Genomic DNA, 12,318 nt, shown 5'->3' on the forward strand with positions numbered 1-12,318 from the left:
TAGCACCGCCTCCGATCATCGCTGGAAGAGCACGGTACGGCCGTCGTCCCCGGCGTGCGTGCAGCGGGCACCCAACTGCCGTTGACATGGCATCAGATTCCATATAGTCATGGGTCACGCAGTCCCCAGCCCGCACGACGTGAGGTGGAGACCGATGAGACTTCGGCACCGACGACCCGGCATCGTGCTGTTCGCGGCCGCCGCGCTGCTCCTGGGCGCGGTGCCCGGCGGCTCCGCCCAGCCCGGCGCGCAGCCGGACGCCCAGCCCGGCGCCGCGACCGGCCCGGCCGGCGAGACGCAGCACCCGATCGTCAACCCGTCGTTCGAGGACTCCGCGCCCGGCGCGGCGCCGGCCGGCTGGACCGTCCGGACCACCGGGACCGGCGGCTCCGCCCTCGTCACCGACGCCGACGCCGCGGCCGGCGAGCAGAGCCTGCGCGTCGTCCAGCCGGCCGGCGGTACGGTGACGGTGACGAGCAGCGCGACGCCGGTCGTGCAGGAGCAGCGGCTGTCGATCCGGGGGCGGCTGCTGCTGGAGGCGGGCGCGTTGGCGTCGCTGCAGATCTACTACCGCAAGGCCGACGGCACCCGCATGGCCGACCGGCAGCTCACGACGACCGGGACGGGCTGGCAGGAGCTCGAGCTCGCCCTGGCGGCGCCGCCGGTCGCGACCGACGTCGTGGTCATCGTCCGAGCCGGCTCGGCCACCGGCGGCACCACGCTGGTCGACGACCTCAGCCTGGTCGAGGAGGCGCCGGAGAGCTACGACCCGGCGCTCGGGCAGCAGCAGGAGCTGCTCATCGACGACTACCGCATCGACGCGGTCAGCGACCTCGAGCGCGTGGTCCACCCGGGCACGAAGACCGGCCCCGTCCTGACCCCCACGAAGCCGTGGGAGTCGAACATGGTGCAGATCTACGGCTCGGCGTTCTGGGACCCGTCCTACGGCAGGTACCGGATGTACTACGCCGGCATCGCCAGCGGCTGGCGCATGCTCTACGCCGAGAGCGACGACGGCCTCACCTGGGAGAAGCCCGAGCTCGGCGTGGTCGAGTACCAGGGGTCGACGGCGAACAACATCGTGCTCGCGCCGGGCGGGAGCGGCGGAGTGGTCTACGACCCGCACGACCCCGACCCGAACCGCCGCTACAAGATGCTGACGCTGCCCAACCCGCCGCGCACGTACCAGGCGTTCTTCTCCCCCGATGGCTTCACCTGGACGCCGTCGCCGGTCGATCCCGCGCTGCCCGCGGCCGACGTGATCACCGTCGACTACGACGAGGAGAACGGCCGATTCATCGCGATGTCGAAGCAGCCCTACGGCGTCCGCGCGTTCTTCCTCTCCACCAGCACCGACTTCGTGCACTGGTCGACGCCGGAGTACGCGCTCGCCGCGGACGAGCTCGACCAGCAGCTCGCGCACGCCAACGGTGCGCTGGAGGCGCAGACCTACGGCCTGCCGGCGATGGCCTACGGCAACGACTACGTCGGGTTCCCCTGGATGCTCGAGATCACCGAGCTGGCGCCCGACGGCACCACCGGCGGCGGCGTCGACGGGCCGTCGTACGTGCAGATCGCGGCCTCCCGCGACCTGCGGCACTGGCACCGGCCGGACCGCTCGCAGGTCGTCGAGCTCGGACCGGACGGCACGTGGGACGACGGCATGATCTTCACCAGCAGCAACCTCATCGTCACCGACACCGAGGTGTCGATGTACTACGGCGGCTGGGACGACACCCACGGCGTGCCCGGCGGGCAGCGCAGCGCCGCCATCGGCAAGGTGACGTGGCGCAAGGACGGCTGGGTCTCCATGCGCGCCGGCAGCGAGACCGGCACGCTGACGACGAAGGTGCTGGAGGTCTCCGGCGACTCGCTGGTGGTCAACGCCGACCTCGGCGGCGACGGCTCGCTGCGGGCGGAACTGCTCGACGCCGACGGCGACCCGCTGCCCGGCTTCGGCCTGGCCGCGTCGAACCCTGTCACCGGCGACCAGCTGGCCGCCGAGCTGACCTGGGCGGGCGCCGACCTCGCCGCGGTCGCCGGCCGGCCGCTGCGGATCCGGTTCCACCTCACCGATGGCGACCTGTACTCGTTCACCGTCGCCGACGGGGCGACGATCGCCTTCGGCGCCAGCGACTCCGGCGTCGAGAACCGGACCGGCGCCGACGACCGCACGCTGGTCGACGACGTGTGGTCGCACGCCCCCATCCGCGACCACGGCCGGTTCGTCCGCACCGTCCGCGACGTCGCCGAGCGCTGGCGCGGCGAGGGCCTGCTGACCCGCGGCGAGGCGCGGGCGGTGCAGCTCGCCGCGGCCCGCTCGGACATCGGCCGCACCTACTTCTGAGGAGATCCGTTGATCGTCGACGTGCACACCCACTGCAACACCTCGGCCCACCACGGCCGGTACGAGAAGGACCGGGCCCGGATCTACGGCGGCCGACCGGAGAACCCGCCGGACAAGTACGACGAGGCGATGAAGGACGTCGACGTCAGCATCGTCGTCGGCCTGCGTGCCACCCGGCTCGGCGTGGCGACGCCGAACGCGTACATCGCCGACTTCGTCCGGCAGACCACCGGCCCGACGATCGGCTACATGGCGCTGGACCTGTGCGACGACGACGTCATGGACCAGCTGGAGGACGGCCTCGCGCGCGGCCTCAAGGGGGTGAAGCTCTACCCGATCCTGGCCGGCTTCGACGTGCGCGAGCCGAAGCACGACCCGTTCTTCCGTGAGGTGGCCCGGCTCGGCGTGCCGTTGCTCATCCACACCGGCACCAGCGCGTCGCCCGACGCGATCCTGGAGCTGAGCCACCCGCTGGTCTACGACGGGCTGGCCCGCCGGCACCCGGACGTGCGGATGGTGCTGGCGCACATGTCCCACCCGTGGCAGCGCGAGTGCGTCATCGTGCTGCGCAAGCACGCCAACGTGTACGCGGACGTGTCGGCGATGTGGCTGCGCACGATGGAGGGATACCAGGCGATCGTCCGGGCGCAGGAGTGGGGCGTCGTGGACAAGCTGGTGTTCGGCTCGGACTACCCCATCTGGACGCCGCGGCAGGGCATCGACGGGCTGCGGGCGATGGCGGCGCGCGACTGGTCGCCGTTCCCCAGCATCGAGCCGGAGACGATCGAGAGCATCCTCAACCGCGACAGCCTGGAGCTGCTGGGGCTGGAGCTGCCCTGACGACGCCGGGTGGGTCAGGACGGGTCCAGCCAGCGCGGGTGGTGGGCGCGCAGGGCGGCTCGGAACGCCTCGTAGGCGTCGTCCGAGGTGCCCTGGTACGGCGGCAGCAGCGCCAGCGGGAACCGCGGGTCGCGCATCCGGGCGAACACCTTGTCGAAGGCGCCGTCCATGTGCGGGCCCGGCCCGACCGCCCGGCGCAGCTCGGCGCTCAGGTCGAGCAGCTCGGCGCAGGTGGCCATCAGTGCGTCGGCGTCGCGGGCGACGCCGGCGTCGAAGTACTCGCGAGCCAGCCGGGGACGCACCGACGCGATCGACACCAGGAAGCCGGCCGGGCCCACCAGGCTCGCGTAGCTGTACATGGCCTCGGTGAAGAAGTGCCGCAGCTGCGGCGCCCGGGCGAACAGGCGGTGCACGGTCGCGTAGTCGGCCCGGGTGTGCTTGACGGCCACCAGGTTCGGGTGCTCGGCGGCCAGCGCCGCGTAGTCGTCGGGGGTGAGCATCCGGCCCGACCGGCCCAAGTTGTAGTGCAGGAAGTCCGCTTCCGGGAAGCGTCCGCAGGTCTCGGCGAAGAACGTGGCCAGCTCGGCGTCGTTGAGCGCTCCCCACGACGGCAGCGACAGCTGGAACGACCGGATCCCGCGGGCGGCGCACCGCTCGATCCGGCCGATCACCGCCGGTAGCGACAGGCTGATCAGCCCGATCATCGGGTCGACGCCGTGCCGCCGCGCCTCGTCGGCGAACACGTCCACGACCTGGTCGAATCGCTGCTCGTCGACCGCGTGGCCCTCGCCGGCAGTGCCGAAGACGTACAGGTCGCGCAGCCCGTGCGCCACCAGGTCGGCGATGCTGTCGCGGAACAGCGGCTCCACCAGGGCGCCGGTGTCGTCCCACGGCACACAGCAGGCGGCGAGGACGGTGCGCGGGCTGCGCGCGGTGTCGGTCATCAGGCGTTCACGATCCCGTCGATCCAGGCGGCGGACAGTTCGGCGGCGCCGGCGGGCGTCGTGTGCCCGCGCGGCTCGGAGAGCACGTGCAGCGCCACCTCGCTCGGCACGCTGCGCGCCAGGGTGACGTCGTCGTGGTACGAGACGCCCGCCGCCGCGACGGCGCCGTAGATCAGCACGTCCACGGTGGCCGTGCCGGCCGGCGCGACGGCGCTGACGGAGGTCTCCTCCCAGGTACTGCTGGCCGCCGGCGCCACGAACTGGTTGGCGATGCGGGAGCCGGACGCGTTGAAGAACTCCAGGAACATCGTGGCGGGCGTTCCGGACTCGGTGTACACCCAGCTGGTCGCGGTGTACGTCGAGCCGGGCTCGGCCGGCATCCGTGGCGTGCGCACGCCGACCGAGGTGCCGCTCGCGTTCTCGACCCGCAGGCTGCGGGTCCCGGTGTGCGCCTGCGCGGTGCTGGGTCCGGCGGTCTGCGTCTTGGGCAGCGGGTCCAGGGTCCACGGCGCCGGCCAGCCGCCGACGAGGTCGTCGAACGACGGGTTCACGACGTCGGCCACGGGCAGGCCGGTCACCGCGGCCGCGCTCAGCGCCCGGGCGACGTCGATCGCGGCGTCGGTGCCGACCCGGACGTCCCGGTCGCCAATGACGATGAAGACCGGCCGCCCCGTGAGCGGCGCGACGTGCGCGCCCAGGCTGAGCTCGTCGACGAACGGCACCGACGCGGCGATCTCGAACTCCCGCAGCTGCCGCAGGTCCGTCACCGGTGCGTACCCCACGCCGCAGGCGACCCGCGGGTCGAAGGCGGCGTAGCGCAACGCCAGGAAGCCGCCGCGGGAGGTCCCGGCGACGGCGATGCGATCGGGGTCGGCCAGGTCCTCGTCGACGAGGTGGTCGAGCACCTCGGACAGCCTCGCGTTGAAGTCGGCGACGAAGTCGTACTCGTCCGCCGCGAGCTCGGCCCAGCCCGGCAGCCCCTCGGACCGGCCCGGATACAGGTGGGTGCCGTGGCAGGGCGGGTCGATGGAGACGCAGAGATAGCCGGCCGGCGGCTCGACGAGGATCGCGCCGGCCTGCAGGTGGCTGGTGGTGAGCGCCTGCTCGATCGTCAGGGACAGGACGACCAGCGTGGGCGCCGGCGACGACGGGATGGTGCCCCACAGGCCGTACGGCACGCCGCCCGGCGTGGTCCCGTGGACGATCGAGTACGACGACGGCGCGGCCGCCTGGGCCGGTGCGGCCAGGGCGCCGGCCGCACCGGCCGTGCCCGCCGTCACGAGCGACGCCGCCGTGCCTTTGAGCACCGTGCGCCTGGAGAGATTCGTCATGTCCCGGTCCTCCTACACGAGGTAGATGGCGCTGAGCTTGATGGTGGTGTTGGCGGTGCCGGCGAAGACGCCCCTGATCCGGATCCGCTCGGGCGGCGCCGCCGTGCCCGGCCACGTGACCGGCGTGCGGAACCCGTCCGTCGCGACCACCGCGGTGTCCGCGCCCGAGTACCCGGGCAACGGCGTCAGCCGGTCGTCGAGCAGCTCCAGCCGCAGCGTCGCGTCCGGGCCGAGTCCCTCGACGTTGACGAAGACGTCCGGCGCCGCCGTGCGGCTGCCGATGTCGATCGGCGCGGTCAGGAACTCGCTGGTGATCTCCGCCATCTGGTAGTCGCCGGAGCCCTTGGCCCGCAGGTCGACCACGAGGTCGCCGAACCGGTCCTTCGGCAGCACGGCGATGCCGACGCCGCCCCGTCCGGCGCGCGGCTCGGGATCGTCGCTGGTGCGCGGGTCCCAGGCGCCGTAGTAGACGAACGTCTCGTCGCCGACGTGCTCGAACCCCTGCCCCTGCAGCAGGCCGCCGGCGTCCCAGTCGACCGGCGCCACGGCGATGTCGTCGTGGTACGACACCCCGGCCGCCGCCGTCGTGCCCCAGACCATGACGTCGAGGGTCTGCGTCCCGGCCGGCGCCGTCGCGGTCACCGACACCTGTTGCCAGGTCCCGCTCGCGGCCGGTTGGACGAACCGCGAGCCGATGCGGGTGCCGGCGGCGTTGAAGTACTCCAGGTACAGCTGCGCCGTGGTGCCGCTCTCGGTCAGCGTCCACATCGACGCCGTGTACGGCACGCCGGGCTGAGCGGGCAGCCGCGCCGAGCGCACGCCGATGGGCGTCCCGGCGACGTTCTGCACCCGCAGGCTCCGGGTGCCGGTGTGCGCCTGCACGGTGCTGCTCGACGCGGTCTGGCCGCGCGGCGACGGGTCCAGCGTCCAGTCCGCCGGCCAGCCACCCGCGAGGTCCTCGAACGACGGGTTGCCGACCGTGACCGGCGGGGCCAGCCCGCCGCGCTCGAGGAAGGTGAACTCGTGCGCCGGCTCACGGAAGTTGACGCCGTCGTTGCTGATGACGAAGCCGAGGTCGATGCTGACGTCGTCCCAGTCGGCGGCGCCGTGCCAGCGTCCGACGGTGCCGATCAGCACGTTGCCCCGGTTCCAGACGCTGACGCCCTCGTGCTGCTGCTCGCCCTCGAGGCTGCGCCCGGCGCCGAGCAGCGTGTGCTGCTCGGTGCGGGCGAAGCTCATGACGTTCGTCTGCGACCAGGTGACGAAGTCGCCGGAGATCCAGCCGCGGCCCACGCGCCCGTGGTACGGCCGCACCGACGGGTTCCCGTTCTGCCCGGACAGGTGGTAGTTCCCCTCCCACCGGTACAGGCCGCCGACCGGCTCGGCGTGCAGCGCCGGCAGCACCAGGTCGCTCGGCTCGAGCGTGAAGTCGACCGGGGCGATGCCGGTGAGCGACGTCCAGTCGAGGCCGTCCGGGCTGGCGAACAGCGCCAGCGTGCCGTGGTTGTTTCCCCGGTTGTCCCAGTAGACGTGCGCCGCCATCTTGTAGCGCAGGTCCGGATCGGGGTCGTCGGGCTCGTAGAGGACCTTGACGTTCTGCACCCCGACGCCGGGGGTCATGCGCACCAGGTTGTTGGCGGTGTTGCCGCGGTAGGTCACCAGCCCGAGGTCGGGCTTCGTCCACGTGACGCCGTCGGTGCTCTCGGCGTACGCGACCTTCCACCACTCGGGCCGGCCGCCGAACTCGTCCCGCTCGTCGCCCACCGCCGTATACCACATGCGGTAGGTGCTCCCGATCTTGATCACCGAGCCGTAGAACTGCGCGGCCCAGGAGTCCGGCTCGCCCGGTCCGCCGCGCGGGACGACCGGGTTGGCCGGGTGCTTCGACGGCGTGCGCAGCTCCACCTTCAGGTTCTGCACGAACGGGATGGACACCTGGTCGAAGGCGAAGATCGTCATCTCGCCGCTCGGCACGGACGCGGCCGCCGCCTCGGCGGCCCCGGCGGGCCGGACACCGGCCAGCGCGAGGCCGCCGGCCGCCGCGCCAGCGAGACCGGCCCGCCGGGTGAATCGCACGGACTCCATGCCGGCCCCTCAGTCGACGTAGATCGCGCTGAGCTTGATGGAGGTGTTCTGCTCGCCGTCGAAGAAGCCGCGGAGGCGGACCTTCTCCGGGAGCCGGCCGCGTCCCCACGAGAGCGGCGTGCGGAACCCGTCGGTGGCCACGATCGCCGCGTCGGCGCCGGAGTAGCCGGGGATCGGGGTGAAGTCGTGCTCCAGCAGCTCGAACCGCAGCGTCGCGCCCTCGCCCAGGCCCTCGGCGTTGACGTGGAACCGCGGCCGCCGGTGCCGCGCGCCCAGCACGATCGTCGCGGTGATGAACTCGCTGGTCACCTCGGGGATCTGGTAGTCACCGGATCCCTCGCCGCGCAGGTCGACCATGAGGTCGCCGAACCGGTCGCGAGGCAGGATGGCGATGCCGACGCCGCCGCGCGGCGGCAGCGGGACGCCGGGGATGTTCACCCGCGGGTCCCAGGCGCCGTAGTAGACGAACGTCTCGTCGCCGACGTTCTCGAACCCCTGGCCCTGGATGACGCCGCCGCGGTCCCACTCGGGCTCGCCCTCGCCGGAGCCGGGCCAGCTGACGGCGACGTCGTCGTGGAAGGAGACCCCGACCCCCGCCGTGGCGCCGTAGATCATGACGTCGAGCGTGGCGGTGCCGGCCGGCGCGGTGGCGGCCAGCGTCACCTCGGCCCAGTCGGCGGACGGCTCGGGCTGGACGAAGTGGTTGGCCAGCCGCCGGCCGATGTCGTCGTAGAAGTCCACGTACAGCTGGGCGGGGGTGCCGGACTCGGTGAGCGCCCACATCGACGCGGTGTACTCGACGCCCTCGGTGGCCGGCAACTTGGGCGTGCGCACGCCGATCGACGTCCCGGCGACGTTCTCGACCCGCAGGCTGGTGCTGCCGGTGCGGGAGCGGTCGGTGCTCGGGGCCGCCGTCTGGCCGCGGTTGGCGTCGAGCGTCCACGGCGCCGGCCAGCCGTCGCCGTCGAGCGTCTCGAACGAGGCGTTCGCGACCAGCTCGGCCGGTGCGCCGTCGCCGCCGCGCGGGATGAACGTCCACTCGTGCGCCGGCTCGCGGAAGGCCATGCCGTCGTTGCTGACCAGGAACCCCAGGTCGATGGTGACGTTCTGCCAGCTCATGTCGCCGTGCCAGCGGCCGACGACGCCGAGCAGGACGTTGCCGCGGTTCCACACGCTGACGCCCTCGTGCTGCTGCTCGCCGTCGAGGCTGCGGCCGGGACCGAGGATGGTGTGCTGCTGGTGCCGGATCCAGGTCATGGTGCTGGTCTGCTGCCAGTTCGCGAAGTCGCCGGACTCCCAGGTGCGCCCGACCCGGCCGTGGACCGGCCGCACCGCGCCGATGCCGTTCTGGCCGCTGGCGTAGTACGTGCCCTTCCACTTGTAGAGCCCGCCGACCGGCTCGGCGTGGAAGGCCGGCAGCAGCAGCTCGTCGGGGACCATCTCGGCCTCGACCGGCGCGACGTCGGTGAGCGACGTCCACGTCAGGCCGTCCGGGCTGGCGTAGACCGCGAGCGTGCCGTGCCGATTGCCCTTGTTCTGCCAGTAGACGTGGCAGCCCATCTTGTAGCGGCGGCTGGGGTCGTCGTCGGGCTCGTACAGCACCTTGAGGTTGAGCACGCCGATCGGCGGGTCCATCCGGACCAGGTTGTTGTGCGTGCTGCCGCGGAACTCCACCAGGCCGAGGTCGGGCTTGGTCCAGGTGACGCCGTCGGTGCTCTCGGCGTACGCCACCCGCCACAGCGCGGACGTGCTGCCGCCGGTGTGCTCGGCGCGCTCCTCGGCGCTGACGGCGCAGTACCACATGCGGTACACGTCGCCGACCTTGATGACCGAGCCGTAGAACTGCACCGCCCACGAGTCCGGCGCCCCGGCCTCGCCGCGCGGGACGACCGGGTTGGCCGGATGCTTGACGGGGTCGCGCATCTCCAGCTTGAGGTTCTGCACCGACGGGATGGACACCTGGTCGAACGCGAAGAGCGTCAGCTCGTCCAGGTCGTCCGTCCAGTGCACCTCGGTCGCCGACGCGGCCGTGCCGGCGAGGGTCCCGGCGCCGGCGAGAGTGAGCCCGCCCGCCACCGCACCGGCCAGCCCTGCGCGCCGGGAGAACCTGATCTCGTCCATCGACTGCTCCTGTTCGTCGAACCGGACATCGCGGAAAGGTGGGATGAGAATTCATGGAAGCTGGTTCCATGTCAAGGGTGTCGTGGCGGCTCACCGGCCCCGGGCACGGTCAGCGGGCGGCTGATTCCGCCCTTGACATGGCACCGGATTCCATATCTGATGGCGGCATGCGCATCACCGAGGTCAGCCCGGTCCTGCTCACCGGGCCGTCGAGCAACGATCCGTGGATCACCTTCGCCAAGCGCACCCGCACGGCCGGGTTCGTCGAGCTGCGCACCGACGCCGGGCTGACGGGCGTGGGCGAGACCTACGCGGGCTACTTCGCGCCCGAGCTGATCGGCCCGGTGGTCGACTACGTCCGTCCGATCCTGCTCGGCGCCGAGACCCTCGACCCGCGCGTGCTCACCGCTCGGATGCGGCAGAGCCTGGCCTACTTCGCCCGGGTGGGCGTCGGGGCGGCGGTCATCTCCGGCATCGAGGCGGCACTGTGGGACCTCGCCGGGAAGGCCGAGGGCGTCCCGGTGCACCAGCTGCTCGGCGGCGCCCGGTACGACCGGTTGCCCGCCTACGCCACCGGCGGCCCGTCGCCGTGGCCGCCCGACCAGCTCATGCGCAAGGTCGACCGGTACCTCGAGCTCGGCTTCACCGCGGTGAAGGTCGCCTCCGGCTACCTCGACATGGCCGAGCGGCGCCCCGTCCCGGCGCCGGGCGGCCCCGAGGGCGCGGTCGCGGTCGAGGTGGAGAAGCTGGAGCTGCTGCGCGCCCACGCCGGCAAGGACGTCGCCATCATGCTCGACGGCCACATGGGCCACCGCGACGGCACCGCCCGCTGGGACCTCGCCACCGCGACGGCCGTGCTCACCGCGCTCGAGCCCTACGACCTCACCTTCTTCGAGGAGCCGCTCGCCTACCGCGACCCGGACGAGTACGCGGACCTGACCCGGGTGTCGCCCGTCCCGGTGGCCGGCGGCGAGCAGCTGAGCAGCTACGACGAGTTCCGGCTCTGGATGCTCCGCGACGCGTTCGCGGTGGCGCAGCCGGACGCGTCCTGGCTCGGGCTGTCCGAGTTCGTCGACGTCGGCCGGCTCGCCGCGGAGCGCGGGGCGAGCGTCGCCTCGCACGCGTGGAGCGCGGGCGTGGGCGTCATGCAGAACGTGCACGCGGCGTTCGCGTCGCCGTCGACGCTGATCGTGGAGATCCCGCCGGACGCAGGGGAGCTGCACACCCTGCTCTGGGGCGAGAACCTGGTCATCGAGGACGGCCAGGTGCTGCGGCCCGACGCGCCAGGCCTGGGGGTCACGCTGTCCGACGAGGTCAAGGCGCGGTTCCCGTTCCGGCCCGGCATGGAGGAGTTCTCCAGCGTGCCCGGCAAGCAGCTGCGGAGCTGAGCCGGTGAGCGAGCACATCGTGGTGGCCCAGCCGGTCGACGACGACGGCCTGCGCCGGGTGCGCGACCTCGTGGGCCCGGCACGCGTCGACCACATCGCGCCGTACGGCGCGGGCGACCGGCTGCCCGGCGCACTGGCCCGCACCGCGACCGTCCTGTTCGCCGACCAGCTCCCCGCCGGCGTCGAGGACCTGACGGCGCTGCGCTGGCTCCAGCTCGGATCCGCCGGCTTCGCCCAGGTGGCCGGCGCGCCGCTGCGTCCGGATGTCGCCGTCACCAACGCCAGCGGGGTCAACGACATCCCGATCGCCGAGTGGTGCCTGCTGATGATGCTCACCCTCCGGCGGCGGCTCCCGGCCATGCTGGCCGAGCAGCGGGCCCGCAGCTGGAACCGGGCGGCCGCGTTCCAGGCGGAGCTGCGCGGCGGGCGGGTGGGCTTCGTCGGCTACGGCAACGTCGGGCAGGAGGCGGCCCGGCTGGCGCGCTCCGCCGGTCTGGAGATCTGGACGCTGACCCGTTCCGCGCCCGGACCCCGCACGGGCCGGTTCGACCCGCTGGACCGGCCGGCGTCGGACTGGCCGGAGCCGGACCGCGCGTTCGGCTTCGACCGCGGCGCCGAGTTCTACGCCGGCCTCGACTACCTCGTCGTCGCGACGCCGTCGACGTCCTCGACCCGCGGGCTGGTCGACGCCGCGGCGCTGGCGGCGCTACCGTCGCACGCGGTGCTGCTCAACCCGGCCCGGGCGCACGTCGTCGACGAGTCCGCGCTCCGAGAGGCGCTGAACAGCGGCGCGATCGCCGGCGCCGCCCTGGACGTCCACTACCGGTCGCCGCTGACCGCCGACGACCCCGTGTGGGACCTGCCGAACACGGTCATCACGCCGCACGTCTCCGGCTCCACCGGCAGCACGTACTTCCTGCCCCGGCTGTGGGAGCTGTTCCACCGCAACCTCGCCCGGCATCTCGCGGGCGAGCCGCTGCTCAACCTGATCGACCCGGCGGACCTCGAACTGGGCCGGTAGACGTTCAGAAGGTCGACCACTCCGCCCAGGAACGCACAACGTCATTCCATGTCAGCATCGACTTGCGATGTGACCTGAGGCCATTGACATGGAATGCCGTGCCGGGTTTCCTCGTCCCACGTGACTGGCCCCGGAAACCCAGCACGCGGAGGTGTTTCGATGAGTCGACCTGCCCGGACCGCGGCCTGCGGTTGCGAACGGTGTCACCAGAGGACTGGGCCGCATTGGCGCAGGTTCGGTG

Annotated in this window: 8 protein-coding genes; 4 read left to right on the forward strand and 4 right to left on the reverse strand. The window is 72.6% G+C overall.

The window, feature by feature from the left end; genetic code table 11:
- The first annotated feature begins 154 nt into the window (after positions 1–154).
- Both BLU82_RS20075 and BLU82_RS20080 read left to right on the forward strand, forming a co-directional pair.
- Positions 155–2,347 (forward strand): hypothetical protein, encoded by a 2,193-nt coding sequence (locus BLU82_RS20075; protein ID WP_157741147.1) that lies wholly within the window; start codon positions 155–157, stop codon positions 2,345–2,347.
- Positions 2,348–2,356: 9 nt separating this feature from the next.
- Positions 2,357–3,187, forward strand: a complete 831-nt coding sequence (locus BLU82_RS20080) for an amidohydrolase family protein (RefSeq protein ID WP_092622867.1) — start codon at positions 2,357–2,359, stop codon at positions 3,185–3,187.
- A gap of 14 nt (positions 3,188–3,201) precedes the next feature.
- Here the strand turns inward: BLU82_RS20080 and BLU82_RS20085 are convergent, their stop codons facing one another.
- Genes BLU82_RS20085 through BLU82_RS20100 form a run of 4 tightly spaced genes read right to left on the reverse strand, consistent with a single transcriptional unit; the run spans position 3,202 to position 9,668 of the window.
- Positions 3,202–4,131 (reverse strand): dihydrodipicolinate synthase family protein, encoded by a 930-nt coding sequence (locus BLU82_RS20085; RefSeq protein WP_092622868.1) that lies wholly within the window; start codon positions 4,129–4,131, stop codon positions 3,202–3,204.
- A complete protein-coding gene (locus BLU82_RS20090) occupies positions 4,131–5,462 on the reverse strand; it encodes a prolyl oligopeptidase family serine peptidase (RefSeq protein ID WP_092622869.1) in 1,332 nt (443 codons plus the stop codon). Before BLU82_RS20090 ends, BLU82_RS20085 begins: the two co-directional genes overlap by 1 nt.
- A gap of 12 nt (positions 5,463–5,474) precedes the next feature.
- Positions 5,475–7,547 (reverse strand): carbohydrate binding domain-containing protein, encoded by a 2,073-nt coding sequence (locus tag BLU82_RS20095; protein ID WP_092622870.1) that lies wholly within the window; start codon positions 7,545–7,547, stop codon positions 5,475–5,477.
- A gap of 9 nt (positions 7,548–7,556) precedes the next feature.
- Positions 7,557–9,668, reverse strand: coding sequence for a hypothetical protein (locus BLU82_RS20100; RefSeq protein ID WP_092622871.1), 2,112 nt, complete (start codon positions 9,666–9,668; stop codon positions 7,557–7,559).
- A 167-nt stretch (positions 9,669–9,835) separates the two neighbouring features.
- Here BLU82_RS20100 and BLU82_RS20105 point away from each other — a divergent pair, with 167 nt between their 5' ends.
- Both BLU82_RS20105 and BLU82_RS20110 read left to right on the forward strand, forming a co-directional pair.
- Positions 9,836–11,056, forward strand: a complete 1,221-nt coding sequence (locus BLU82_RS20105) for a mandelate racemase/muconate lactonizing enzyme family protein (RefSeq protein WP_172885653.1) — start codon at positions 9,836–9,838, stop codon at positions 11,054–11,056.
- Positions 11,057–11,060: 4 nt separating this feature from the next.
- Positions 11,061–12,077 carry an NAD(P)-dependent oxidoreductase gene (locus tag BLU82_RS20110; RefSeq protein WP_092622873.1) on the forward strand — a complete coding sequence of 339 codons (1,017 nt, stop codon included), beginning with the start codon at positions 11,061–11,063 and terminating at the stop codon, positions 12,075–12,077.
- Positions 12,078–12,318 lie beyond the last annotated feature (241 nt).

It is taken from the genome of Jiangella sp. DSM 45060, from assembly GCF_900105175.1.
Lineage (GTDB): Bacteria > Actinomycetota > Actinomycetes > Jiangellales > Jiangellaceae > Jiangella.

Bases quoted from the DNA above. Each gene is read 5' to 3' on its own strand.
- BLU82_RS20075 (WP_157741147.1), top strand. From the start codon at position 155: ATGAGACTTCGGCACCGACGACCCGGCATCGTGCTGTTCGCGGCCGCC.
- BLU82_RS20085 (WP_092622868.1), bottom strand. From the start codon at position 4,131: ATGACCGACACCGCGCGCAGCCCGCGCACCGTCCTCGCCGCCTGCTGT.
- BLU82_RS20090 (WP_092622869.1), bottom strand. From the start codon at position 5,462: ATGACGAATCTCTCCAGGCGCACGGTGCTCAAAGGCACGGCGGCGTCG.
- BLU82_RS20095 (WP_092622870.1), bottom strand. From the start codon at position 7,547: ATGGAGTCCGTGCGATTCACCCGGCGGGCCGGTCTCGCTGGCGCGGCG.
- BLU82_RS20100 (WP_092622871.1), bottom strand. From the start codon at position 9,668: ATGGACGAGATCAGGTTCTCCCGGCGCGCAGGGCTGGCCGGTGCGGTG.
- BLU82_RS20105 (WP_172885653.1), top strand. From the start codon at position 9,836: ATGCGCATCACCGAGGTCAGCCCGGTCCTGCTCACCGGGCCGTCGAGC.